Raw genomic sequence first — 25,019 nt, 5'->3', positions numbered from 1 at the left:
TATCGTTCAGGTCCCAAATTGCGGCGACGGTCAACCGGGGCCAAATCAGGCTGCTCACTGACTTTGCGACAGCTAGGTGGAGGCAAGCGCATCCAGCACTGCGCAGCCTGTTATATATTCGACCCGGACGTTACGAATAGCGGCGAGCTGATGATACGTATGGCCGCGCGAGCAACCATTCAACGCTAGCCAAACAGCCTAATCAGCAATTCATCTACCCCGCTCAAAACCTCAAAGGAAGTCTTCCCCACGTCGCGGTGCATGGGACGTTCGAGCTTCTGCCCGCTACTGTCTCCCCGCGTATGCCGGCTGACCTTCGAGCCCAGATCCGGCAGCCGTGCTCCTGGCTGGCCACCGAGCCAAAGGTAACGCTCGAACGCCAACGTGCGCTGGTCGACCTCAAGCCAAATGACACAGCCGCTGGGCTTATCAACCAGCCGGGTGCTGACGGTCACGTGCCGGACGGCCGAGCCGGAAAAGGTCGACTTCAACTGGACATGGCGGAGGAGCCCGTTGGCTTCCAGCACGATGTCGTAGCCACCTCGATCCACCTCGCTCTTGAGCACCTCGATGTCGTGGCGGCCCTGCCGCCAGCGGGCGGCCATGAGCTCCCCGAGCAGCAGATGGAAAAGCGCCTGCTCCCGCACGCTGGAGGCGCAGGAATGCAGCGTTAAGGGATTCTGATTCAGTTCAACTAGCACTGTGGAACTCCTTGAGTTGAGCCATGCCTGCAGTTGCGCTCCGCCCGCCGCACAAGTCCAGCGTACAGCGCGCCTCGCCGCTCAGGTTCGCACCTGAGGGTTAATCTAATCCTATTTTGGGATAATCCTGATACGGGATCAGATTTACTGCCGCCGAATCAATGCGCCTGGCGGCCAATGGAAAAGTCGCTCAAATCCGCCGAATATGCCCGCTTCATTGCACTTCTTGTCGCAACGCGGCACAAAGCGGGCATCCGCCAGCAGGCTCTAGCGAAGAAGCTGCGCAAACCGCAGTCCTTCGTCGCGAAGTATGAGGGCGGGGAACGCCGTCTGGACTTGATTGAGTTCATCGTCATCGCCGAGGCGTTGGGGGCCGACCCGATCAAACTGCTGCGCCGGCTCCTGAGAACCAGGACGAGTTAGGCAGCCCGCAGGGCCGCGCTTCGGCAGCCCCGGATCATTTTGTGGTGCAACACGCCCAGATTGAGCCAAAAGATTGCGCGAAATCCACTGGACTTCCCGGCAGATCAGAGCGTGCGTGGTTTACCAACCAAGCAGCGGGCGGATATGGATAAAAATCGATTGCACCGGTCGTCAAAGCCTGCTTCGCGGAGATGCAGGTCAAGCTGAAGCAAGCCCGGCAAACCGCCAAAGCCGCGGAGGCATGTGCGGAGGCCGGTAGGCTTGAGGAAGCGGTTCAGCTTTCCATGGGCATTGACCAACTCATCTATGATGCGGAACGGCTTCACGACGCTGCTACGCTGCTCGGCCAAATGATCACGGCAGACCGCTAGCACCCAAGTCTTCGCAACCGCGCCAAAGCGGGCCGCGGTCTTAAGAAGATCCGTCTTGAAGAGTTAAGTCCGGAGGAGTTCTATGTCTCCGTAGCCTGCGTCGGGATGAGGTGAAGAATGGGTAATGCGCTCATCGTTCACAAAGCTCATCTGCCAAAAGCGCTCCTGGGTGCTCGGGCAGCTCAATATGTCCGCATGTCAACCGACCGACAGCAATACTCAATTCAGAATCAGGCTGCCGTCATCGCGGCGTACGCCCACGCTCACAACTTTACGCTGGTTCGCACCTACAAGGACGAGGGCGAGAGCGGGCTGCTCATCAAGAACAGAGCCGGCCTTCTTCAGTTACTTGAGGATGTCGAGACCAACCAGACCGATTTTGGCCATCTCTTGGTCTACGACGTCAGCCGATGGGGCCGCTTCCAGGACGTTGACGAAAGCGCGCACTACGAGTTCGTGTGCAGACGCGCGGGAATCAAGGTCGCCTATTGCGCGGAGCAGTTCGAAAATGATGGGAGCATGCTCGCGAGCATCGTCAAGAACATCAAGCGAGTGATGGCGGCCGAGTACAGCCGCGAGCTTTCAGCGAAGGTCTATGCCGGCCAGTGTCGATTTGCGCGGCTCGGCTACAAGCCCTGTGGCCGTGCCGGCTACGCGCTGGTACGGGAGCTCGTCGATGAAAAAATGCAAACAAGAGGGGTGATGAAGAAGGGTGACCGGAAGTACATCCTTACGGACCACATTCGGATAAGGCTGGGTGATCCGAAGGAAATCGCCGTCGTGAAGTGGGTGTTCCAAAGATTCTTGGAGGTGAGGTCTGAAACTGTGATTGGTTGGGAGCTCAATCAGAAGGGACTCGTCTCGAGCACAGGCGCGCCATGGACCCGCGCAGCGGTGGGCATTGTTCTTAGAAACGAGAGCTATATCGGGAACCTCGTCTTCAACCGAAAGTCCCAAAAGCTTCGGCAGCCCGCCGTGAGAAACCCTCCTGAACAATGGATCAGAAGCGAGGGCTGCATCGAACCCATCATCGACCGCGAGGTCTTCTTCAGGGTGAGGAAGATCATCGAGGAACGACGCGTTGATCTGTCCGAGGAGGAGATGCTCGTTCGCTTACGCAAGACCCTCCTCAGAGAGGGGCGCCTGACACCGACCATTATCGATCGAACTCCGGGGCTTCCCTGCTCCGCGACGTGTCAGACGCACTTCGGCAACTTTCGAAATCTATATCGGTTGCTCGGCTATACCCCGAAGCGGAATTACGATTTCATCGACTCGCGTCCTGTTTGGTCTGAGCTCAGGGCAAAACTTGTCGAACAGGCCACCGTCGCGATCAAGGCGGCAGGCGGAAGTATCAGTTCCGGCGGCTGGAGCGATTGCCTGCGCGTGAACGGGACAGCCTGTCTATCGGTCAGGGCTGCCCGTTGGACACCCGGCCAAAAGCCGAGCCATGCACCGCACTGGAGCATCGAGCGCGAGGCGTCTCTTCCTGACGGCTGGATTGCCGCCATTCGCTTGTCCGAGCACAACAAGACCGTACTCGACTACGTACTGTTGCCGACCGACGGCAAGGTGAAACGCACGATTCGCTTTTCCGAAGCCGCGCGAGCGCGGCGAGGAATAAAGCGCTTCAAGACCGTCAGCGGCCTTGTTCAAGCGGTCACCCGCCGGCTTGTAGCGACATGCCCGGCCCCCAAAGCCACGCCAGCGCCCCGGAGCAAGGGGCCGCAAGCAGCGCGGTCCAAACTCAGAGCGATCCATGAACGACGCTGATACCGGTGACCTGCATTTGAGATCTTGTGCCGGCCTTGGCTCTTGCTGCGGACCCTTGCACGCCCCGGCTTACGAACGGGCAGGTTCCGCCCATTCACGCTGACGTTCCGCTGTGCTAGGCTCCGCGCGCGACCACAAGTGCGGTCGCAATCTTAGTTAACTCCCCCGCCGGCTCCCTGGCCGGCGGGTTTTTCTTGGACCTTTGAGTTCGACCGGGGCGCAGGTTCACGGTGACGATCTTAACTTGATTTTAGGACTACCTATTGTGCGGCGGCGTCACTCTGGCTAAATGGGGAACAGCCTCAAAGTCAGTTGCGTTCGAGTGCCATGATTCCGTACAAGCAGTACCACATCCAGCGAGTTGAGCACGGTCAGCGGGGTTGGGTTGCCCGCATTACGCGGGCGGATGGCCAGAACATCCGCACCATCCTGCCGGCTTCCGAGCATCTCTACCTTGATACGAAGCCAGTCGCGTCCGCCGAGGAAGCTGAACAGCTCGCTAAAGAAGGCATCGACTTCGGCGGCGTGGTTTGACCGGCCTCTTGAGTGCTCATGTGGGCGATTGCAGAATCGCTCGCTTAGTCGTGAGTTGCACGCCCGTTGACTTTCGCGGCGACGAGACCGCGGGACAGATCATGCGTCTCAATTGGCCAGTTTCGTCCAACCTCCCGTCTGCAGCCGATAGCGAGATGCCCCGCCTGCCCAGCCAAGCGCCGCTGAGCAAACCGCCCACAGCAAGGCGGTCAAGAACCGGACGGTCGACGGGCGGCGCTGATCGAACGCATTTACAAGAGAGCTCCCAGACGTTTCCCGCAGTTCCCAACCTGCTCGCCTCGGCCATGCGGCGCTCCGCCGGCTCCATGCTCAAGCGCCGGCAGCCTGCAAGGTGCCGCTCGCTTTGCGACCCGGATGCTCTGCGATAAACTCTGCAATCGAGGCGGACAACCCGGTCGGATACGCCTGCCCCGCGCTTGTGAGGATCGTCCCAATGAAAGCAGACCAGGGCGGTGACGGACGGCTCGCCAACAAAGTCCAGCAGACTGCGCCCGAAGTAAAGCCGTGGCGCAACAGCGCAGCGACAAAATACGTGCCGCCGGCGCTGCTTCCCTCCGCAGATATGTCTGAATCACTCATCTATCGCCTCCGGCGAACCCAGCTAATGGTCTTTAAAGACATCAGCCGGCGGCTTGCCGCCTTTCAGATCGGCCCGTCGCAATTCTTCGTCCTATCGGTGATCGAAGCCAATCCAGGCGCTAATCAGCTAGCCATCGCGCAATCGCTATCGATCGAGCGCGCCGGACTCGGGAGGCTGGTCGACCAGCTGGAACGGCGCGGGCTAGTACAGCGCTCTAGCTCAGCGGCCAATCGGCGCTACTATGTGGTTTATTTGACCGACGCCGGCGCCGAGCTGTTAGGTCGCTTGCGACCGGCGATTGCCGAAAGCGAGGAGGAGCTAGCCGTAAGGATCTTGCCGAATTGCTTCCGCGAGCTTCAACGGACACTGGACCTACTGGGAGATCCCTGAAGGAAGTGCGCACCTAAACCCACCACATCATCGGTCCGGGTGCCATGCAAATTTAGGGAAACCAAAACGCGCTCGCTTGCGCGAATCCAGCGCGCCTTCGCGAATAGCGCGCTGGGATCTAACTGCCTGAAAATGAGAGATCGCAGCCTGACCTTAGCGATTGGACGTCTGACCCGCCAACTCCATCGCCAAGTCTAGAGCCGCAATTCCAATTTGATCCATAGGGTGGGACATACAGCGCCGGTCCATCCAAGCCACTATGCCGGTGAAATCACCACCGCCGACGATGTCCTTCTCAGCACTGACATTTAGCCCGCTAATGAAGCCCACAACCCAGGACTCGAACGCTGCCTTGACGACCGGGTTCTTCCTTCTGTTCATCCAGCTGGTGCAAGATTGCGAGCCGGCGCCGACGATTGTTGAACCGGCCTGTAGGCACGTCGTCGGGAGAATTATCATTAACGCAATGGCAAGCATTCGTTTCATCTTTCCTCGACGCGAAGACGGCTGCACGCACCAACGCCAATTATCCTCCCGCCTGTCGCCCGATCATAGCGAGATACCCTGCTTCCCCAACCACGCCAGCACGGCCGAGCAAACGGCCGACAGCAAAGCGGTCCAAAACCATGACCGTCCACGGGCGGCACTGATCGAACGCAGATACAAGAAAGCTCCAAGAAGCTTCCCGTAGTTCCTTCGGAATTCTCCGTTAAGCTTAGCTACTTCCGGCAAATCGGACAACGCCTTGCACTCGTCGACCATGGGCTAGGCTCCATTTTCGGCTAGACCAGCACCTCATAAGCCATTGTTTTGCCCGACGGCGCAAGGGATATTTCGGTTTTTTCGATGCGTGACGTTTGACGACCGTTGACCGTCGTAGGGCGGATGTCCAGTGATGTACCAACGCAAGCCACTTGGGCGGTTACTTACCTCAGACTGGAATCCGGCCAGCGAGGAACTTCATCCGCAGGCCGGGATCGGCGAAAGTTCTCCCGCACCATCGCGTAGACCACAAAAAGGCCGATGGTGATGGCGACGGCCAGCAGTGGGAAAATGTAGTTCATGTAGCCTCCAAGTCTTTGAATACTAGCAGCGCTACTTACGCTGTCCAATCGGCGCGATGCTCCGCGGACTGAATCCCCAGCTCCCGGTTCGATGGCTTCCCACCCCGGCTTGTAGTCCTCATCTGTTATTCCGCCTCACGCGTTTGAGCGCCCGCCTTTGCCACGACAGGGCAGCCTTCTCATACCGCTCCAGGTTCGACAGATATCTCAATTGCTTTGCTTCAGCACCCTCGATCACTGCCAGTATCAGACCTAACCTAAGAGCTCGCAGGCGATCCTGTCGACTCCTAGCGTTAGCCAGATCTTGAAGCGCGGCTTCCATATCCGTGCCTTTGAACTCCTCCGCAAGGATTACATCGAAGCCGGCGGAACCAGAACCAGCGGCTTCGTCCCAACGCGATAAACCATGCCGATAGGCGTTGCGGCTCGATACTGCTTTCCCAGCGCTTGTTTGGGGGCCGGTACTCTTCGCAGAGTTTGCGCGGTTGGCTTCGATTTGTCGCTCTGAGGCCAACTTGCCTCCTTGATTTCTCTACCTAGCAATCGATCGATCTGTCGGTCTCGAAGTCCAGGGCCTCAATCCTCGGTTCCCGCGCCTCCGCGATACGACCGTGATTGATCCGGAGGATAGGACCGATCCGTCAACAAGGGGGCAATGAAGGTATGGAGGTTTGAACCGTCAAACAGATAGGCTGCTATTCCGGCCGCTTGCGCCGCAGCAAGGTCGCTCTGCTTGTCGCCGATCAAGAAGCTAGCATCGATATCCACTGCGTACCGCTCAAGCAGAGCTCTAATCATCCCGGGTTGCGGCTTACGACAGCTGCAGAGGATACGGTAACGCTCAACCAGGCCCTCGGGGTGATGCGGGCAAAATTCGAACGCATCAATATGCGCACCGAAGGCAGCAAGCTCATTCAACATCCATTCGTGCAAATTGCGAACATGGCGCTCCTCATAAAACCCCCGCGCAATTCCTGATTGGTTCGTCACCACAAACGCAAGATGCCCGGCGTCATTGACCGCTTTGACGGCCTGTTGGGCTCCCTCCACCCACCGGATCTTGTCCGGATCGAAAGCGTAGCTGTCGTCCTCATTGAGGACGCCATCACGATCAAAAAATACTGCCGGACGCTTCAAATTTCACTGGCCCAAGTTGGAAGGATACCCGCCGATCTTCCGACAAATACTGCTTGGTTTCAACATCTCCGGCGGTTTTCGACAGTTCGCTGTCTGCGCCGCGCCCCTTATCCATTTGGCTCTTTGCTGTTCATGCGGAAATTGGCTTCGTTTTGTCGATTTGATACTCGGCCACCTCCTCTCGCACTTGCCCTAAGCGCGTGAGAACAAGCGCCATTCCTGCCGCGAAAACGAGCAACAATGTTGCTGCAAAAAGGACTGGCCTTCGTCCGCGAATGGAGCGTTACTGAGTCGGCCGGGCGCCAACGCCGATTGTAGCGCCGGTATCTCGCCTCGCGAACGCGGGGCTTCGGGCAGTGCGGCATTTGGCGCCGCTTGTTCTTGCGTAGGAGATACCGGTGACAACGGTTCAAACGAATGGCGCAGACGCGCCAAATCATATCGTCAGATTTAACCCTAACGACCGGCGCCATTTCATCGGCGGCTCGGACGCCCGCATCATCATGGGGGATGATCAAGAGAGCCTCATCCGCCTTTGGCGCGAAAAACGCGGCGTAATCGAACCGGAGGATCTTTCGGACAATTTGATCGTCCAGCTCGGCACCGTGACAGAGGTCTTGAACCGCGCCTGGTACCAGCGCGCGAGCGGTCACACGGTCAAGGACATCCAGAAACGCGTTCGTCATCCCATCCACAAATGGATGGCCGCTACGCTGGATGGGACCATCGAGCAAACGGGCGCCGTATTCGAAGCCAAGTTCATGCTGCCTTGGGCCTTTACAGAAGAAGCCGCGGCTGAGAAGCACATGGCCCAGCTGCAGCACAACATGTGGGTTACGGCGTCCCGCGGCGCGGTGCTCTCGATCATCACCGGTGGTGGTAAATGGGTTGAGATCAAGGTCCATGCCGATCCGCTTTATCAACACCTCCTGCTCACAGCAGAAAAGAAGTTTTGGCGTTGCGTTCAAAGTGGCGAGCCGCCCAACCTTTTCAATATCGAAACACCCCGCCCAAGACTCGAGGGGGTGAAGGTCGTCGATATGTCGACCTCCAACCAATGGGCTGAGCTGGCAGCAACCTACCTGCGGACGCGAGAGGCCCACGGCGAGCACGAGACGGCCAAAGCGGATCTGAAAAAGCTCATGCCGGAGGATGCCAAGGAGGCAACCGGCCACGGCATCAAAGCCAAACGTTCTAAGTCGGGCGCGATCAGCTTCGAGGCCCAGCCGGCGGAGGGCTCCCATGCACCAGTCCAGTGAGCGCATCGGGACCATCGCCGCCGCCCTTGCCCGCGCCCAGGCTGAGCTGACGAACCCCGAAAAGACTCTAACCGCGGTAATGCGCTCGCCCTTTCCGCGGGAGGAAGACCGGACGTTCCGCTACGCCTCTCTCGCCTCGGGCCTGGACATTGTGCGCAAGACCCTGAGCCAGCAGGAGATCGCCACCATCCAAACCACCCGGATTGAGCAGCCAACCGGTCAGATCCACCTCACTACCCTGCTCGCCCACGCCTCCGGGGAATGGATCTCCTCCGACCTTCCTGTCTGCGCCTCGAAAGAAGTCGAAGCGCCGCACCGAATGGGGGCAGCGCTGACCTATGCCCGCCGCTACGCCCTGTTTGCCCTGGTCGGAATCGCCGGAGAGGACGATTTGGATGCCCCAGAGGTCGTCACGGAACCTCCCGCTGCCCCCGAGCCGCAGGCCGCGTCAGGACCCAAACGAAGGCCGGCAGGGGGCGTCCTGAACCGGCCCCCGGTATTGCCGCCCGAACGCTCCGCCAAGCTACTGGATCGGCTCCTGGGGGAGCTAGCCTTGCACGAGGGCAACGCCGAGTTGCTCGCCTGGGCCAGGATCAGCCTCCCCCTCAAAAACACTCTCTTGGAAGCGGATGCCCGCGTTGTTGAGGCCGCCTACCAGAAAAGGCTCGAGGACATTGCCGTTCGAGACGTCGATCCAGCAGAGCCGCGGGCCGTATCAGTTGCAGGACGGCGCTTACCCGAGCAATCTGGTTCAGAGAGATCCGGCAACGTCCTCGCACCTGCCACCCCATCTCCCGGAGAGCAGGCCGGTCTTGCTTTCCCTAAAGAGCTGCCTCGGCGACGCAGCAAGGAGCATCTCGCCTTCATCCGCAGCCAAGGTTGTCTGGTCTGTCAGAAGACTCCCGCTGATGCGCATCACCTAAAGTTCGCTCAACCAAGAACATTGGGACGCAAGGTTAGCGACGAGTTCACCGTCCCGCTGTGCCGATCTCACCACCAGTCACTGCACCGACACGGAGATGAAAGAGCTTGGTGGACTGATCTGCAAATTGCGCCCCTAGCAATCGCGAAAGAGCTTTGGGAGGCCAGTCCTGTTCATCTGATGAACGGGGAAACAATGGTTGCATCGCCGCGCCCGCTATCGGAGGCGCAAGATCAATGAATGGTCCTGTCGATCCGTGCAAATCGCAGCCGGCGAGCGTCCTACCGCCTCAGTTCACAGCGTTGTGTCCTCCGCCCCAACTTCTTCCTGGAGAGAACATTGACCATTATCAGGCCCTTCAAGGCGTGATCTTCCGCGACCTCGATCCTCAAACTGCCGTTGAATGGCTGCTCGCCATCGACATCGCTGAGTTGTCTTGGGAGATCCAACGGTACCGAGTACTACGTCATAGACTCTTGGCCACGTCCCGCCATAAGGCAATTGAGACAACACTTCGGCGCCTTGATGTTACGGGCAATTCATCTTCACTTCAAAGCATTGCCGAATTCTACATTGTTCGGAATGCATTAGACTGGCAACTGGATCCGAATGCCGCAGCCGAGATTAATGCCCGTCTTCAAGCCCACGGTTTCGACCAACACGCGGTCAGTATGGAAGCCTATGTTCAGGCGCGAGAGGTCCTCTCGCTGTTCGAAGCAATGCTCAGTGGAGCCCAGCTGCGGCGGTTGTCGCTACTAAAAGAGCTCAACACATTTCGACAAACAAGGCTGAGGGTCAACGTTGGAACGTGGCCTAGTTTCCCGAGAAGGATCGTGCCGGAAACTCACCAGGGCACGTAGAGAGCGACAAAAATCACAACCAAAAGCAGAAATGCAAACCAGAGCAAACTGCTGGTGTATGCCAGGATTCCACTTGCCCTGGCCCGAAACTCTCCCATTAGTCTTTGGGATCGCAATTGAAGATCGCCTTCCACCGTGTTGTTTGCTCGACTGACAGTCTCAAAGAGCATGCTGGTGTTGAGAGCCAGCTCATATCGACCCGCGATTTCCAAAAGAGCATTCTTTTCAAGCTCTGTCGAGGCAGCCGACGCCTGTTCCAAGCAGAGCATTCGCAACCGCCGGAATTCCCTAAGTTGCTTCTTCATTTTGCACGGGCCTCTTTGCAGATTGGCACTTGCACTGCTAACGCGCAACGCTGATAAAATTTGAGGGGGAATCTGCTAGAGTAACCTAAGTCGAGTGAGCGCCGATTCGTACTCGAACGCATATGCAACTAAGCTCAACCAATCCACCTCAAGGACTCGAAACGTTTCGATCTCGGTTTCGAGCCGCTTCCGCGCCTGGTCGGTTGCGAACAACAGCGTGGGAATCGCCTGATTGGCGTCGAAAGGATCTCGGAGGGGGGCGTGACACACCCCGGCGAACAGATCGACCTTCAGATCAACCGGTTCCTCATGAAGGCACGCCGATGCAGCTCCTCGGTCTCGGCCAGGATGCCATCGACGTCGAAGATCAGCGCGGCCGCGCGCCGGATCAGCTTATCCGCCGGTGCTAAAGGCGAACAGAAGTTCCTTGACGATGGTTTGCGGCTCGCGGTGATGGCTCGGCCACGATCGCTCGAAGTGACAAAAACTGGTAGGGCCGCCCAGTCAAAACATCTGAATTCTGAAGCCGCTGGCCGGGATAGGTTAGGATCACTGGCTTTGATCGTGTCTTTTTGCTGGTTCCAACTGTGATCGTCACCAGCTATCGCTTCACGCGCTCTAAGACACGCCACACTTCTGCATTTTCAAATACCAGATGGGGCGATAGTGTCCCTGAGCGTGGTGCAACTGGCGGGTGGGACACCGCGTTTGCCGGCAAGAGCCGGACTGGTCAGCCGGCGATAGCCGGGAAGCTGACGGCTGGATCATCGCTCAACGGCGCGATGGTTTCCAGCATCATGTAACAGGCGCGCTGGACGGTCCATTCATCGTTCTGTTCGAGCAGGATCGCGCGCCGATGAGGCGCTCGTCGGTTTGGTCGAGTGCAGCTTGGTGCGGTGCTGCGGCGGGAACGGTCTCCCAGGTCCGGTCGCAGTAGCCATTGCGCTGCGCCAGACGCTCGGGGTTCTTCTCGCCGTAGAGCGGCCCCGGTCTGTCCTTCCACTTCCAGCTCCATCAGGCGCTGGGCAGCAAAGCCGATCAACTCGCGCAGCAGATCCGCATCAGGGTCTTCTCCACGAGGGTGCGGAGGTTCATCATCTCATCGGTCATCGGTGGTTCCTCGAATCAGGGTTGGTGTCAGCAATCCGACCCTACCGGCGAACTGCCGGTGCCCCCCGCAAAGCCGTCCGCTCGCTACGGCGCTACTTGAGGGCGCCGTCCGGACGGCTTTGCTCTACCGAGTTACACCATCAGGGGGGACACGACTGATGGGGCGTAGACTGCGTCAACCAGATCAGGGTAATCGCCCTGAGCGGGCAAGCGATTTTTTGCTTCGAGACCACAAGACTACGTCAAGGGTACGATAGATGACGTTCAGAGTGGAGACTTGATGGTATTCAGCGTGCGGCGGATGGCGTCTATTTCGCATCTTACCTGGCGCAATTTCCTGATCGCGCTCCACGACCTGCTCACGACCGCGGCGGCGCTTTTTGCCGCCTTCTATTTGCGATTCGAAGGCGGCGACGGCTTCTTCGACCGCCTGCCGCTGCTGTTCCAGGTCCTGCCTACTCCCTCGCCTTCAGCGTGGTCGTGTTTTTCATCTTCAACCTGACCACGCCGAAATGGCGCTTCATTTCGCTGCCTGATGCGCTGAACATCTCGCGACCGTGCTGGCGGTCGCCCTGCTCGTGCTCGACTACATCTTCGTCGCCCCCAACCTCGGCGGCGGCTTTTTCCTCGGCAAGGTGACAATCGTCCTTTACTGGTTACTCGAGATCTCCTTTCTCAGCGCGCTGCGCATGGCCTACCGCTACTTCCGCTATACGCGGGTGCGCCGTCATGCGAGGACCGATGATGCTGCGGCGACGCTGATGATCGGCCGCGCCGCGGATGCGAGGTGCTGCTGCGCGGAATCGAGAGCGGGGCGATCAAGCGGATCTGGCCGGTCGGCGTGCTGTCGCCGTCGAGCGCGGACCGCGGCCACTTCTCCGCGAGATCCTGTTCGCCTCGGAGGAGCCGACGCGCGAAATCGGCGTCGCCGGAATCATGGCCGCGCAGCCGAACGAACTGCCGCTGCAGACGCTGCGCAAAATGGATCGCCGCGCTGGAGCAGGCGATCGCGCCACCATCAGGACCATTCTAAAGGACGCAATCCCCGAATTCGGGTCGACCGCGGCTTCATCTCCTAGAAGGTCAAAGATATAGAATGGACATAATGCTGCTGCATCGTCTCAGCCACGCGCCCTCAGAAAGCGTCTCCAACGTGGTTGGGTTGATTTTGGGCGAGTGCTGATGTGTTTCTAACAATGCCCCTGCGCTATACTGGCCGCAAAGAAAATGTCATGTTTGCGGAACTCGTGCAATGAGTTCAGCCTCTCAGCTGCGATTAATCTTTCTGATCGCCCTCAATGCGCGCAAGTACTTAGAAACTAGATTTATGCGCCGAGGTCGAGTAGCAGAACGGTTGAGTGAGACCACTGAGGACGACATGCAATCTTCATCAAACCCGGAAAGCTCAACGCGGATGAACTGGAAGAGCCGAGAAAGAGGTGTTGCATTGCTCACCGGCGTGACGGGACAAGACGGCGCCTATCTCGCGGAATATCTGTTGTCGCTCGGCTATGTTGTGCACGGCATCAAGCGGCGATCGTCTTCCTTCAACACCGCGCGCGTCGATCATCTTTACCAGGACCCGCATCTCGGCGACGTGCCGTTCCTGATGCATTACGGCGACATGACGGATTCGACCAATCTGATCCGCCTGGTGCAGCAGATCAGGCCGACCGAGATCTATAATCTCGCCGCGCAAAGCCATGTCGCCGTCAGCTTCGAGAGCCCGGAATATACCGCCAATGCGGACGCCATCGGCGTGCTGCGCCTACTAGAGGCGATCCGCATCCTCGGCATGGAGAAAGAGACCCGGTTCTACCAGGCCTCGACCTCAGAACTTTACGGCCTCGTACAGGAGATCCCGCAGAAGGAGACGACGCCGTTCTATCCGCGCTCGCCCTACGGCGTCGCGAAGCTCTACGGCTACTGGATCACCGTGAATTACCGCGAAGCCTACGGCATGTTTGCCTCCAACGGCATCCTGTTTAACCATGAGAGCCCGATCCGCGGCGAGACCTTCGTCACCCGGAAGATTACCCGCGGCGTGGCGCGGATTGAAGTCGGTCTGGAGCAGACCTTGTATCTGGGCAATCTCGAGGCCAAGCGTGACTGGGGTCATGCCAAGGACTATGTCGAGGGCATGCACATGATCCTGCAGGCCGACAAGCCCGACGATTTCGTCCTCGCCACCGGCGAGATGCACTCGGTGCGAGAGATGGTCGAGCTGTCGTTCGCGCAGGTCGGCCGCCGCATAGAATGGCGCGGGCAAGGCGTCGACGAGACCGGAATAGATGCGAGGAGCGGCAGGACATTGGTGAAGATCGACCCGACCTATTTCCGCCCGACCGAGGTCGATCTGCTGATCGGCGATGCCAGCAAGGCGCGGCAGGTTCTCGGCTGGAAACCGAAGCGGAGCTTTGACCAGCTCGTCGAGGAGATGATGACGAGCGATCTGAAGGAGGCCAAACGGGATGTCGCGAATGGCAAGCGTACCGTTTGAGCTGAAGGGCAAGAGCGTCTATGTCGCCGGCCATCGCGGCATGGTCGGCAGCGCCATCGTGCGCCGGCTCGCACGGGAAGACGTCAAGCTCCTCACGATAGACCGGCGCGAGGTTGATCTCTGCAACCAGACTCAAGTATTCGACTGGTTCGCACGGGTGCGGCCGCAAGTAATTTTTCTGGCGGCAGCAAAAGTCGGCGGCATCGTCGCCAACAGCATGCTGCGCGCCAACTTCATCTATGAGAATATCGCGATCACAGCGAACGTGATCCAGGCCGCGCACATCAATGGTGCCGAGAAGCTGATGTTTCTCGGCTCGTCCTGCATCTATCCAAAACTGGCGCCGCAGCCCTTGCGCGAGGACGCGATGCTCACCGGACCGCTGGAGCCGACCAACGAGCCCTATGCGATCGCCAAGATCGCCGGCATCAAGATGGCCGAGGCCTATCGCAGCCAGTATGGCAGTGACTTTATCAGCGTGATGCCGACCAATCTCTACGGCCCGGGCGACAATTATCACCCCGAATTGAGCCACGTCGTCGCCGCGCTCATTCGTCGCTTCCACGAGGCGAAACTATCGGGTGCGAAGAACGTGGTTGTCTGGGGCACGGGCACGCCGCGGCGCGAGTTCCTCTATGTCGACGACATGGCGGATGCCTGCGTGCACCTAATGAAGACCCATTCAGGCAGCGAGCTGATCAACATCGGCACCGGCGAGGACATCGCCATCGCCGAGTTCGCGCTCATGGTAGCAGGGATCGTCGGCTATCGCGGCGAGATCAGTTTCGACACTTCACGCCCCAACGGAACGCCGCGCAAGCTGCTCGATGTCAGTAGGCTCGACAATCTCGGCTGGCGCGCGACAACGTCGCTCAAGGATGGCTTGATGCGCGCGTACAAGGCGTATCGGGCGGAAAACCAGGTAAACGGCCATCAGCCGAACTCCTGACCGTCGAGGATCACGTTTGCATATGGCCACTTCCGCAAAATTGATCATTGCGGCACAGTTCTATCCGCCTGACCCGACCACGACGGCAGTATATGTCGGCAGGATCGCGGAGAGCCTCGCCAGGGATCGACATGTCGTTGTTATCTCGGCGACACCAGGCTCGCGCGTGGTCGGCCAAACCGGCAAGCCCGAGGTCGTCGAACTTAAGAATTGGAATCCTCGAAAGTCGGCGATAGTCCGGCGCGCTGCAGCGATCTGCCTGCTTGCTGCCCAAATGTTTGTCTCGGTCCTGCGGCGGACAAGGTCGGGCGACATCGTGTTCTGCGTCACAACGCCCTTCACTCTGCCTTACGCCGTGCTCCTGGCCGCGAGATTGCGCCGAGCAAAGACCATGCTGTTGATCTACGATCTATATCCGGAAGCGCTCGAAGCGGCCGGCATAGTCAGCTCAAATTCGCTGGCGGTGCGCCTCATTCGTTTTGCCAACACGCTTCTGTTCCGGCGCGTTGATGCGATTGTCGTGATCGGCCGCGACGTACCCCCGCTGATCGAAAAATATCGCGGCGTCGCTGCAGAGCAGCTTCGCTACATTCCGAACTGGGCGCTGATCCAGATCGGCTATCGAGAGATCGACCCGGCCAGCCGTTTCCGTGCGCCGGATTCTTCCAAGCTGATCGTCGGCATGTCCGGCAATCTCGGCTTCACGCACGATCCCGTCACAGTGTTCGAAGCGGCCCGCATTTTGCGAGACCGGAAGGACATCCATTTCATCCTATCAGGATGGGGCGTGGGTTGGGCCACGCTCAATGACCTCTACTCCATGGATCGACTCGAAAATGTCACGATCTTGAAACCCGTTCCCGAAGACGAACTCGTGGAATTTCTGTCGGCTGCCGACCTCTGGGTTATTCCTTATCGCCGGCGTGTCACCGGTGTCTCGATCCCCAGCCGCCTCTACAACATACTGGCTATCGGGCGACCTGTCGTCATCACCTCGGAAGCCAGTTCCGAAGGCGCGCTCGTGCTTGGAGAAGCGGCAATTGGCTGGATCGTTCCTCCCGAAACTCCAGCTGAACTCGCGCGCGCCATTCGCGAAGCTGCCGACGATCGTCAGGCCACTAAGGACAAGGGCGTTCGCGCCGCCGGCGTCGCCGAGAAATATCACGAAGACACCGCCCTTGCACGCTATCGGCAGGCCGTGAACGAAGTCGACCAGGCTATGCTCCGTTGAACAACCTAACGCCCGCGACAAAGCTGGTAGATTCTGAGGTCGGATCGCATTAACCGCTTGCCTAAGAACGCTTCAGATCCGTCGAGAGAATAGACATCACCGACCAGAAGTATACCTCTTCACAACCTGACAGTCTTTGCAGGGACGCAACCGGATGAGACACTTCATCGTGGCCACCGCGGACGCCTGCGGCCCGCTTGCCCCACGCGATCACTGCGCCTATTTTGCTTGGAGATTTCTGCATCAATGCGCTTCATGCCGTGCTAAGTTCCCTATTGTCCGCCCGTTGAAGCTGGCCAGACAGATCAATTGCGCCGCCTGCGACTCCTCCGTAAATCCATTGACGGATTATGCGCTGCGGATAGGAGTAACGCGAGCAGCCAATACTGCGCATTTACCAAATGTCCTCTGCGAATGACTAATCACGGCTCAAGATCGTCCTTTTTCTGTATCAGAGAGTTAGCTTCATCTTCTAGAAAGCAGGAAGCGCGTTACGGCGACAAATACCAAGGTGCGGTTCTCTCCGTCATCATAGAGCAGTGCGAACGGCAGACCTTTGTATCAATTCAAAGATTCTGAGACCAATCTTCCAGCCCTGAGTCGTGTCCAGCAGGCTGTCTAGCTGGAAAGTCGTTCTAGGTGGATTTCTGTCCTTGCTCTACGAGCCCCTCTGCACGGCGCTGCAACGAGCCGATGCTAATGACGTTATGAGAGGGTTGGGCTTTAGTCTACAAGCAGACCTCGGCGGTTTCTTGGGAAGTCAAGCACACTCTTTGGTCGGGTTACTATGTCGCAAAATGCTGCTCGGCAGTTGCTGACGTGCGGGTGCTAGGATAGACGGTCAGACCATGAAGTGTCGCAAGGGACGAGCGCCGCTCGATAGGGCGCACGAGAAGCAAAACGTCATCGCAATAGCTGCGGGTTTGGACGTCACACCCCCGAGGTATTTAGACACCGCCCGCCATGTGGTGCTGCGCTGTTAGGAGCTGACGCTCTGTCAGTCCATTCCGGTGACCGCGGGCTCCGGACTTTGCATGAAACTTTGGGACAATTACCGATGAGCTTCAATCATCCGCACGCTGTGGCGGCATGGGAAACCAAAGAACTGACAACTAGTGGCATAAAGAGGGCTTTGGTTGTGGAAACTTATTTGGTCCTTAGTGCCGACGCCGAGAGCCACGAAGCTGCGGCTGTGAATGACCTTCTCTCGGCCGCCGAAGAATATCTAGCAAAGAATAAGGAGCGGCTGGACTGCCTTAGGCTTTTCGAAATGAAGGAAATCGGTTGATCAAGCACGCACGATTTGAGCGCCACTAGCTGCTGCGCTGTTGACTGGTCCAGGTCGATTGGACGCAGCAGCAATTCTAGTGTGAAAGATCAGCCGCAGCCAGGAGACTGCGCAGCGGCGGGTCTTCTGCTCGCAACGCTGCAAACTGAAAAATTTGTGCGCGAACGCTGCTGGTTGCTCACTGTGTCGGCGAACCTCTTGACCGTCCGGATCCCGTTGCAATTCGAGGCGCCGCTCCGAAATGAACCGGTGCATTTGGCCCCTGGAACCCGCAGCGCTCGTGATCTCATAGTTGAACCGTCGTCTACCACGACGATTTTGCGTACAGCCTGGAGAGGTTGTTCTCCGCATTGAAGGCCGCGATAACAAATGCTCTATGGTTCGAAAGCAGGTACTTGGCCGGATCCATGCTCGCATTCCGAAAACTGAAAGCCAAAGCATTCGCAACGACAGAAGGCCACTTGCACTTTTCCGGCCATCAACACCAGTCCCCCGGGGATGCCCCAAGGGACCTAGCATGCCTAATTCGGAAGAGGGAAGTGCCGGGCCGGGCCATCGATAATCATCCAACCGTCCGCGGGAACGCATCGCCTGATATTTGTCGGTCCGCGCAAGAGACGAATTGCTACGTTTAAACTCGCTCCCCCCGTCCCACACCGCCTATAGCCACGGCTATTTGGATTTGCTAGAGGAAACCTGTCAGCGTTACGCTTTCCGGTCAGATCGGTTCAGATTGAGCCTCAGTCGGCGCTGACATAAGCCGACGTTGCGATTATCGCCTGCAATGGTTCCGGCGTCCCGTGATGGGCGGCAATGGATTTGGACTGATGTTCAACCGATGACGGAAGCGCTCAATGATTGGCTTCAGCATTTTGGCAGCTTGACGCCGGTTTCTGCGGCGGCAATTTGCCTCCTTTCTCTGTTGACCGCCTTCGTCGTCTTTCCTCGCACCGTACTGATCATTGGGGCGGGCGTGACGTTCGGGGTGGCGGCTGCGCCGATCATTCTGCTGAGCGGGACGATCGGCGGGATCCTGGCATTCTGCTCGTCGCGGTACATTGCTTCGAACTGGTTCCGTAGAATGCTGGAGACGAGGCCAAGGCTTAAGGTTGTCGCGCAAGCCGTAGACGCCGAAGGCTGGCGAATAATCGCTCTGGCGCGCCTCGGAGCGCCCGTTCCCAGCGCATTACAAAACTACCTGTTCGGGCTGACAAAGATCGATATCGTCAGCTATTCGATCACGACCTTCGTCTTCAGTGCCCCACAAGTGTTCCTGTTTTCATTTCTCGGCGCGACCGGCAGGGCTTCGCTGCTCCACGACAGATCCTCCGGCATTCCGCTTGCGTTTCCGCTCGTGGCGATTTTGCTTACCGCAACGATCATCGCTCTCATTTCGCGCCGCGTAAGAGTGTTGCTGCTGCGGCTCGAAGAATGATCGTGTCGGAGCTTGGTCGAGGCCCTCCTCGACCGATCGGCCAGCGGCCGGTAGATGGACCTCGTCTTCGGGAAAAGTGCTTGTTACAGCCAGTACGTCGTTAGGTATTGTCGTGAAGTCTTCCACGGAGGAACGAGGGCCGCGGTGGAAGGTATTAAAGACCGGGGTTATCTCATGCGAAGGCTCTCGTTGTCCCTAAAACTGGTAACGGTGCCGATCATCATAGGGGCCGTTGTCTGGCTTAGCGGCATTCGTGAAATCTACACGGTCATTATCCGCTCGAGTTCTGCCGTCATCGTGGAAGCCTTCGCGCTGTCCATGCTTGCCGTCGGCCTTACTGCCGCCAAATGGCGCTTCGTCATTCCGACGATCAAGGTCGCAGAACTTTTCAGAACGGCGCTGATCGGCCAGTTCTACAGCTTCTTCTTTCTTGGCCAGGCCAGCGGAGAGGCCGCGAAGATCTACCTGATCTCCCGCCAATCCGGCAGTGTCGGCGGCGCAACCGTTTCCGTTATTACCGATCGGCTAACCTCCTTCATCGGAATGCTGTCGGTCTCCGTGATCGGCTTTGCATTATCCTCAAGTCAATACCCGCTGCAGCTCCAGCAGGTCGCCTTGGCTGGATTGGCGTTGTTGGTCGCCGTATTGATTGCGCTGCGCCACGATGCATTTTTTCTCCGTGCCGCGCGACTTGCGTCGTGGTTGGAGGGCAGGACATCGGCCTATTCGTCAACTGTCGCGCGTGAATTGCGGACGGCGATACAACAATGGCACTTAGCGACCGCCAACCCGTGGCGCGTCCTAGCCGGAGTGCTGGTTGGCGCGGTGGTGCACATAGTGAATGTCCTGACTTTCTTGGTTTTGGCCGCAGGCGTCGGGGTTCGTGTCGATTTCTTCGACTGGTGCTGGATTGGAGGACTGACGAGCGTTGCCGGATTCATTCCGATCACGATCGGTCAGTTGGCGTCGGGTGGCGCGCTCGTGGCGCTCCTGCATCTTCAGAACGTTTCAACGATCGATGCGCTGGCGACCTCGGCACTCATGATCGCGGTAAATGGCATGCTGGCGGTCGTCGGAGCCTTTTTGGAGTGGTATCGCTTGCGCGTTCGGGTCCTGGCTCCGACACAATCCGCGACGGACGAAATATAGAGTTCGACACGATCTCCCGCCTGCAACACCCGCCCGATCAAACATCGGATTCGACCAGGAGGTCGATTGGCAAGGCAAGCAACCGTTTCGCTGCTACTTGGCAGCTCATGCATCTGACCGGCCGAATCTGGCGCGCGCACAACCGCCCTCAAGTTCGGTCAGTTGTGCATTTTAGCGTCGTGTGGCAAGGTCGAAGCATGTTCCGAAGCTCAGACATGGCCACGGAGGGACGCGACTTTATGTCCGCACGCCAAGACAATCTCGACCATTACGAAACGATCGCCGATCATTTCGACGAAACCTACAACCGCGAGAATTCGAACCATCTTTACAAGATCGATCAGATCTCGAAGGTGATGTTCGACAATCTGCCTGCGCTCGAACGCTATGACGTCATGGAACTTGGCGGCGGCACCGGCATTCACGCCTACCACTTCCTCCAAGCCAACGCTCATCGCAATATTCACTACATCTTGTCCGACATCTCGCCCAAGATGCTGGAGAAGGCCAAGATCCGGCTTGCCCAATTCAATGTCGATTACGTGGTCTCGGCTGCGGAAAACATCGCCACTGATAAGACCTTTGATGCGATCTTCTGCAGCGGCGCGATGCATCATTTCGAAGACGCGCGAGCGTCCATTGAATCAATGCGCGACCATTTGAGACCCGGCGGCGCGATCGTGGTGTGCGAGCCGATCGTCTGGAACCCCGTCAACTTCGTCAAGGCTGCGAAAGACCGACTGGAATGGAGCCAGTTTACCGCCACGCGCTCGAACGTTGCACGCATGCTGCAGGAATCCGGCATGAACCTGAAGGTGAACCGCGTCCTCCATTGGCGCGCGGGCCCCGAATTCGTGAGAATGCTTTGGCCGTTTGAAAAGCTCGAGGCCTATCCTTTGCTCGATATGGCGGCCGTCATGTATCTGCAGGTCGCTACAAAGCCGCAGGCCTCGCAACCGAGCTGATCGAGAACATCAGATCGCGACAGCGACCATCGCTGCAGCCCACTTGCGCGCGCTTGCGGGCGCGTCGATGTCGGGGAAAGCTGTCAACGCCATCAGTTGAAATCCGCTGACGCGAAGCATCAGTTCAAGCTCCAGCGGAAAGAAGTACCGGACCCGATGGGTCTCCAGTGCCTCATCGAGGACGCGATCGCCCTGCAAGCGCGTGACCTTGACTGTAATCTCGCAACACTGCTGATCCGGCAAATGAAGACCTGAAGAGGACCTGACAACGCGTGCATCGCCGCTGTCGAACTCTCGAGTGTTTTCACCTGGTGGATCCGTCACCACGGCGGGCCCATACCAGAAGTCCGCAACCAGCAAGCCGTCCTGCCGCAAATTCTTTCGGGCCGCGCCGAGCGCGCCCAGCGCGTCGTCATTGCTGGTCATATAGCCGATGACGTTGAAATTCATCGCGGCCACATCAAACGGCGAGGTGGCCGAAAAACTCCGAATATCCCCCGAGAGAAATTTCGGATTGGCGCCGAGCTTCATCTGCGTCGCGCGGTCGCGCGCACGCGCGACCATCGATTCAGATTGATCAACACCCGTCACATCAAAGCCGCCGCCCGCGAATATCACGGCATGCCTGCCCGTTCCGCAGCCGAGGTCCAGCATTTTCCTGACTTCGCCGCGTCCGAACTTCGCAATCAGACTCTCGACCGCCTTGCATTCGGCGGCGTAGTTCTTCTCGGCATAGACCGTATCATAGGTCGACGCATAGGAGTCGTTGAAGACGCCTGTCACGAAAGAACCTCACGAACCGCGGCGCTGACGCGATCGATCTGTGCCGCAGTCAAGCCAAGTCCGGACGGAACATACAGGCCGCGGCGCGCGAGCCGCTCCGTCACCGGATAGCTGCTGCCGGCAAAGAGACCCCGTTCGCGCAGGACTGGCTGCTCGTGCATGCCGAGGAAAAGCGGCCGCGTATCGATGCCCTTCGCACGCAGGCGCTTCGCAAACTCGAGAGCATCAAACTCGACGTCATCGGCAAGGATGAGGCAATACATCCAGTAGACGTTCTTTGCCCATTCCCGCTCGACCGGCAGCGCGATCTGCGACAGATCGGACAGCCGTTCATGATAGGCCTTGGCCATCTTGCGCTTGCGGCGAATATGGTCGTCGACGCGATCGACCTGAGCCACGCCGATCGCGGCCTGGAGATTGGTCAGGCGATAATTGTGACCAATTTCGGTGTGATAGAACCGCCGCTCCGGACGGAAGCTAAGGTTGCGGAGGGAGCGCAGCCGGGCGTCATAGTGGTCGCTGCTGGTGACGACCATCCCGCCCTCGCCCGTTGTCACGATCTTGTTGGCGTAGAAGCTGTAGCAGGCCATGTCACCGAAGCTGCCGACACGGCGGCCTTCGACTTCCGCACCGTGAGCCTCCGCGGCATCTTCGATGACGCGCAGATCGTGCTTGGCGGCAAGTTTCATGACGCGGCGCATATCGACGGGGTGCCCGAACATGTGCACCGGCATAATCGCGCGCGTCCGCGGGGTGATCGCGGCTTCAACCTGATCGAGATCCATGCACCAGGTTTCAGGGTCGCAATCCACCAGCACCGGAACGCAGTCGGCCTCGAGTATCGCGATCGCGCAGGAGATGATGGTGTAGGAGGGCATGATGACCTCGGAGCCGGGCTCGAGACTCAATGCCTTCATGGCGACCTGAAGGGCCGTGGTGCCATTGCTTACGGCCACTCCATGGGCGGCGCCGCAAAACTGTGAAAATTTGCGCTCGAACTCCGGAATGAAGCGTCCTTCCGAGGAAACCCAGCCGGTTTCGATGCACTCGTTGACGAGGGGAGCCGTGTTGTCTCCGATCAGGGGCTCGGAGACCGGAATGAACGGGGCTGCTTCCATCACGACCTCGGTGCGATCAGGGGGACGTCGAGACGAAAGGTGTCCTTCTCGTAGTCCTCGCCGCCGCGCGGGCCGCGCGTCAGCACCAGAAACGTCGTGTCTTCCAACGCCTCAAAAGCGTGCCGCTCGTGGGGAACGCTGAGGATGAGATCGTTGGGCCCCATGATCGCTTCCGTCGGCGCTTGGCCCGGCATTTGCGAAACGGTGCGAAGCTTGCCCGACAGCACATAGAGCCACTGCCACGTTTCCTTGTGATAGTGGTTGGCACGAACCGCGTCCTTCTTGCTGTGAATGATGGTCGCGTACTCGATGGGCTCCCGCTGCAGCACGTCGATGATTTCCCCACGCTTGTCCGCAAAGGAAATCGGAAGCTTTTTTACATCCATCTCATGACTCCCTGCTGCCGACGACAAATCAAGTTGCTCGGCAGGAATTAGTTGGAACGATGTCAGCCGACGATCCGGGGCGTCGGAATCGGGATGATGAACTTGCCGCCCCGATCCGAAAACTCCTTCAGATTGTTCATGATCTCTTCGGCAAAATTCCAGGCAAGCAGAAGCGCATAATCGGGCTGATGCTTCAGTAACATATCGTCCGGAACGACTTCGAGACGCACGCCCGGCGTGTAACGACCGATCTTGAGCCTCGACTTCTCGGTGACGAAGTCGAGGAAATCGCTGCCCAGCCCGCAATAATTCAGCAGGGTCATTCCCTTTGCCGGCGCACTCACGGCGACGATCTTGCTACCGCTTTGCTTGAGGCCGGTCAGCATCGCCCGCAGCGCCAGGCGGTTGTTGGCGACGCCCTGCGCGAACTTCCGCAAGGTATCCAGCTCGTAGATTTTCTCGCGTTCTTCATTGGCCAGCATCTGTTCGACGATCGGAGCGACCGGGCTGGACGAGACGCCGATCCTGCGCACGAACATGCGGATCGATCCGCCATGGATGTCGCGCAGCTGCACGTCGAATATCTCCATGCCGAACTGCTTGAAGAACCGCACCAGCGGCTTCACCGAGAGATAGGACAGGTGCTCGTGATAGATGGTGTCGTACTCGAGGCTGTGCAGCAGTTCGAGGAAATAGGGAGCCTCGATGATGAAGGTGCCGCGCTCGGTGAGCAGGATGGAGACGGCCTGCATCAAATCATGCAGATCGCCAACATGAGCGAAGACGTTGGTTCCGGTAATGACCGAGGCCTGCCCCTTGCTGGCAACGACCTTCTTGGCGCTTTCGCTGTTGAAGAACGCGGCGACGGTCTCGATGCCGTTCTTGTTGGCGATCTCGGCGATGTTGGCGGCCGGGTCCACGCCGAGCACCTTCGTGCCCTGCTCCTTGAACATCTGCAGGAGCACGCCGACATTGCTGCCGATATCGACGACGAGATCGTCCTTGGTCAGCCCGAGCAGGCGCGTCGTGGTGCGAGCAAACTCCCCCCAATGCCGGCGGCCGGCCGTGGTGGTTGAGGATTCGTAGGGGTAGTCGTCGCAGTAGAGGATTTCGGGAGGCACGATATAGTTCAGCTGGACGAAGCCACAATCCTCGCAAACAGCCACTTGAAGGGGATACGAATCTCGATGCTCACCCAACTGGTGCTTGTGCAGAAATTGGTCGGCAGGCGGCGTCTCTCCCAAATCGAGGAAACGAGCAAGAGGCCCCTCGCCGCACGCGCGACATTTCTCTACGAACATGGCATGGTCCGTTGTTTTGGATTGAAGACGCTCACGGTCCGCCCAGACCAGACAGACACCGGACTTATGAGCACAATTTCCGAGCAAAATCGAGAGGTTTCGGCCCATCCGGGCCGGTGATCATCGTTCGGAATCCCCGTGCGTCGAACGCATTCGACTAAGTTCCTGGTCTAGCTCAAGACTCCTCGGTAGCGGCCTCACCTCAAACCAGTTGAACTGTAGGGCGCCCCTGAGCCTAGGCCGGGACTGATTAGACACGTCCACGGGAAAGGTCAATCCGACAGCGCCGCCACGAGAGGTATTAGGCCAAAGGAGATTGCCTGAACCCCACAGCTCAACAACCTCGCATGTTTGCGCCCAACGTTTTGCGGATCACCGGCAGTCGAAATGTCTTCGTCAAAAAGGGTCCTCCCGAACAGATACCGTCCACGACCGGCGCGAGCTTTGCGCGGAGCCTCTCGTTG

24 protein-coding genes and 3 pseudogenes are annotated in these 25,019 nt (G+C 58.5%); 16 read left to right on the top strand and 11 right to left on the bottom strand.

Translation table 11 applies throughout. The features are described from left to right. Positions 1 to 185 precede the first annotated feature (185 nt). On the bottom strand, positions 186 to 701 hold the full coding sequence (locus IVB28_RS09505) for a hypothetical protein (RefSeq protein WP_247525809.1): 516 nt from the start codon (positions 699 to 701) through the stop codon (positions 186 to 188). A 177-nt stretch (positions 702 to 878) separates the two neighbouring features. Between IVB28_RS09505 and IVB28_RS09500 the strand changes: the two genes are divergently transcribed. The 5 genes from IVB28_RS09500 to IVB28_RS09480 all read left to right on the top strand — a co-directional run bounded on the left by IVB28_RS09500 (position 879) and on the right by IVB28_RS09480 (position 4,793). Beyond that, the gene (locus IVB28_RS09500) at positions 879 to 1,124 is read left to right on the top strand and encodes a helix-turn-helix transcriptional regulator (protein WP_247525808.1); all 246 of its coding nucleotides are present in this window, start codon (positions 879 to 881) and stop codon (positions 1,122 to 1,124) included. Between the two features lie 191 nt (positions 1,125 to 1,315). After that, positions 1,316 to 1,495: a hypothetical protein gene (locus IVB28_RS09495; protein WP_247525807.1), complete on the top strand. Its 180-nt coding sequence runs from the start codon at positions 1,316 to 1,318 to the stop codon at positions 1,493 to 1,495. Positions 1,496 to 1,612: 117 nt separating this feature from the next. Further along, on the top strand, positions 1,613 to 3,268 hold the full coding sequence (locus IVB28_RS09490; RefSeq protein WP_247525806.1) for a recombinase family protein: 1,656 nt from the start codon (positions 1,613 to 1,615) through the stop codon (positions 3,266 to 3,268). A gap of 327 nt (positions 3,269 to 3,595) precedes the next feature. After that, positions 3,596 to 3,802, top strand: coding sequence for a hypothetical protein (locus tag IVB28_RS09485; RefSeq protein ID WP_247525805.1), 207 nt, complete (start codon positions 3,596 to 3,598; stop codon positions 3,800 to 3,802). 454 nt (positions 3,803 to 4,256) lie between these two features. Then, positions 4,257 to 4,793, top strand: a complete 537-nt coding sequence (locus IVB28_RS09480) for a MarR family transcriptional regulator (protein ID WP_247525804.1) — start codon at positions 4,257 to 4,259, stop codon at positions 4,791 to 4,793. A 153-nt stretch (positions 4,794 to 4,946) separates the two neighbouring features. Here IVB28_RS09480 and IVB28_RS09475 read toward each other — a convergent pair whose 3' ends face one another. The 3 genes from IVB28_RS09475 to IVB28_RS09465 all read right to left on the bottom strand — a co-directional run bounded on the left by IVB28_RS09475 (position 4,947) and on the right by IVB28_RS09465 (position 6,994). Beyond that, positions 4,947 to 5,270 (bottom strand): hypothetical protein, encoded by a 324-nt coding sequence (locus IVB28_RS09475; protein WP_247525803.1) that lies wholly within the window; start codon positions 5,268 to 5,270, stop codon positions 4,947 to 4,949. Between the two features lie 449 nt (positions 5,271 to 5,719). Beyond that, positions 5,720 to 5,857 carry a hypothetical protein gene (locus IVB28_RS09470; protein ID WP_247525802.1) on the bottom strand — a complete coding sequence of 46 codons (138 nt, stop codon included), beginning with the start codon at positions 5,855 to 5,857 and terminating at the stop codon, positions 5,720 to 5,722. A 576-nt stretch (positions 5,858 to 6,433) separates the two neighbouring features. Continuing rightward, positions 6,434 to 6,994: an HAD family hydrolase gene (locus IVB28_RS09465; RefSeq protein WP_247525801.1), complete on the bottom strand. Its 561-nt coding sequence runs from the start codon at positions 6,992 to 6,994 to the stop codon at positions 6,434 to 6,436. Between the two features lie 398 nt (positions 6,995 to 7,392). Here IVB28_RS09465 and IVB28_RS09460 point away from each other — a divergent pair, with 398 nt between their 5' ends. From IVB28_RS09460 to IVB28_RS09450, 3 genes are read left to right on the top strand one after another with little or no spacing between them, the layout of a single operon-like run. Continuing rightward, positions 7,393 to 8,253 (top strand): YqaJ viral recombinase family protein, encoded by an 861-nt coding sequence (locus tag IVB28_RS09460; RefSeq protein WP_247525800.1) that lies wholly within the window; start codon positions 7,393 to 7,395, stop codon positions 8,251 to 8,253. After that, positions 8,237 to 9,415, top strand: coding sequence for an ERF family protein (locus IVB28_RS09455; RefSeq protein WP_247525799.1), 1,179 nt, complete (start codon positions 8,237 to 8,239; stop codon positions 9,413 to 9,415). The genes IVB28_RS09460 and IVB28_RS09455 overlap by 17 nt, the downstream gene beginning before the upstream one ends. After that, positions 9,412 to 10,035, top strand: coding sequence for a hypothetical protein (locus tag IVB28_RS09450; RefSeq protein WP_247525798.1), 624 nt, complete (start codon positions 9,412 to 9,414; stop codon positions 10,033 to 10,035). Before IVB28_RS09455 ends, IVB28_RS09450 begins: the two co-directional genes overlap by 4 nt. Here the strand turns inward: IVB28_RS09450 and IVB28_RS09445 are convergent. The 3 genes and pseudogenes from IVB28_RS09445 to IVB28_RS09435 form a co-directional block, all read right to left on the bottom strand. Then, positions 10,020 to 10,340, bottom strand: a complete 321-nt coding sequence (locus IVB28_RS09445) for a hypothetical protein (RefSeq protein WP_247525797.1) — start codon at positions 10,338 to 10,340, stop codon at positions 10,020 to 10,022. The genes IVB28_RS09450 and IVB28_RS09445 overlap by 16 nt on opposite strands. A 311-nt stretch (positions 10,341 to 10,651) precedes the next feature. Next, positions 10,652 to 10,729: pseudogene (locus IVB28_RS09440) on the bottom strand (HAD family hydrolase); the annotation flags it as partial. 523 nt (positions 10,730 to 11,252) lie between these two features. Then, a pseudogene (locus IVB28_RS09435) lies at positions 11,253 to 11,450 on the bottom strand (transposase); the annotation flags it as partial. 301 nt (positions 11,451 to 11,751) lie between these two features. On the opposite strand from IVB28_RS09435, the pseudogene IVB28_RS09430 reads away from it, so the two are divergent. From IVB28_RS09430 to IVB28_RS29355, 8 genes and pseudogenes are all read left to right on the top strand, one after another. After that, positions 11,752 to 12,321 (top strand): annotated as a pseudogene (locus IVB28_RS09430) (capsular biosynthesis protein); the annotation flags it as partial. 543 nt (positions 12,322 to 12,864) lie between these two features. Continuing rightward, positions 12,865 to 13,950, top strand: coding sequence for a GDP-mannose 4,6-dehydratase (gmd, locus tag IVB28_RS09425; RefSeq protein WP_247528497.1), 1,086 nt, complete (start codon positions 12,865 to 12,867; stop codon positions 13,948 to 13,950). Further along, on the top strand, positions 13,931 to 14,899 hold the full coding sequence (locus tag IVB28_RS09420) for a GDP-L-fucose synthase (protein ID WP_276576209.1): 969 nt from the start codon (positions 13,931 to 13,933) through the stop codon (positions 14,897 to 14,899). The genes gmd and IVB28_RS09420 overlap by 20 nt, the downstream gene beginning before the upstream one ends. A gap of 22 nt (positions 14,900 to 14,921) precedes the next feature. Then, positions 14,922 to 16,130: a glycosyltransferase family 4 protein gene (locus IVB28_RS09415; RefSeq protein ID WP_247525796.1), complete on the top strand. Its 1,209-nt coding sequence runs from the start codon at positions 14,922 to 14,924 to the stop codon at positions 16,128 to 16,130. 1,057 nt (positions 16,131 to 17,187) lie between these two features. Further along, positions 17,188 to 17,418, top strand: coding sequence for a hypothetical protein (locus tag IVB28_RS09410; RefSeq protein ID WP_247525795.1), 231 nt, complete (start codon positions 17,188 to 17,190; stop codon positions 17,416 to 17,418). 838 nt (positions 17,419 to 18,256) lie between these two features. Then, positions 18,257 to 18,853, top strand: a complete 597-nt coding sequence (locus tag IVB28_RS09405) for a VTT domain-containing protein (RefSeq protein ID WP_247525794.1) — start codon at positions 18,257 to 18,259, stop codon at positions 18,851 to 18,853. A gap of 144 nt (positions 18,854 to 18,997) precedes the next feature. Continuing rightward, positions 18,998 to 20,002 carry a lysylphosphatidylglycerol synthase transmembrane domain-containing protein gene (locus IVB28_RS09400; RefSeq protein WP_247525793.1) on the top strand — a complete coding sequence of 335 codons (1,005 nt, stop codon included), beginning with the start codon at positions 18,998 to 19,000 and terminating at the stop codon, positions 20,000 to 20,002. Beyond that, positions 19,942 to 20,967 (top strand): class I SAM-dependent methyltransferase, encoded by a 1,026-nt coding sequence (locus tag IVB28_RS29355; RefSeq protein WP_247525792.1) that lies wholly within the window; start codon positions 19,942 to 19,944, stop codon positions 20,965 to 20,967. The genes IVB28_RS09400 and IVB28_RS29355 overlap by 61 nt, the downstream gene beginning before the upstream one ends. Before the next feature lie 9 nt (positions 20,968 to 20,976). Here the strand turns inward: IVB28_RS29355 and IVB28_RS09390 are convergent, their stop codons facing one another. The 4 genes from IVB28_RS09390 to IVB28_RS09375 form a co-directional block, all read right to left on the bottom strand. Further along, complete coding sequence (locus IVB28_RS09390) at positions 20,977 to 21,750, bottom strand: class I SAM-dependent methyltransferase (protein ID WP_247525791.1); 774 nt, start codon at positions 21,748 to 21,750, stop codon at positions 20,977 to 20,979. Further along, positions 21,747 to 22,868 carry a DegT/DnrJ/EryC1/StrS family aminotransferase gene (locus IVB28_RS09385; protein WP_247525790.1) on the bottom strand — a complete coding sequence of 374 codons (1,122 nt, stop codon included), beginning with the start codon at positions 22,866 to 22,868 and terminating at the stop codon, positions 21,747 to 21,749. The genes IVB28_RS09390 and IVB28_RS09385 overlap by 4 nt, the downstream gene beginning before the upstream one ends. Next, positions 22,868 to 23,254 (bottom strand): cupin domain-containing protein, encoded by a 387-nt coding sequence (locus IVB28_RS09380; protein ID WP_247525789.1) that lies wholly within the window; start codon positions 23,252 to 23,254, stop codon positions 22,868 to 22,870. The genes IVB28_RS09385 and IVB28_RS09380 overlap by 1 nt, the downstream gene beginning before the upstream one ends. A gap of 62 nt (positions 23,255 to 23,316) precedes the next feature. Continuing rightward, positions 23,317 to 24,663, bottom strand: a complete 1,347-nt coding sequence (locus IVB28_RS09375; RefSeq protein WP_247525788.1) for a class I SAM-dependent methyltransferase — start codon at positions 24,661 to 24,663, stop codon at positions 23,317 to 23,319. Positions 24,664 to 25,019 lie beyond the last annotated feature (356 nt).

This window comes from Bradyrhizobium sp. 199, assembly GCF_023073355.1.
Taxonomy (GTDB): domain Bacteria; phylum Pseudomonadota; class Alphaproteobacteria; order Rhizobiales; family Xanthobacteraceae; genus Bradyrhizobium.
The sequence above is the reverse complement of the archived record's forward strand: the minus strand, read 5'-3'. Positions and strand labels throughout refer to the sequence as shown.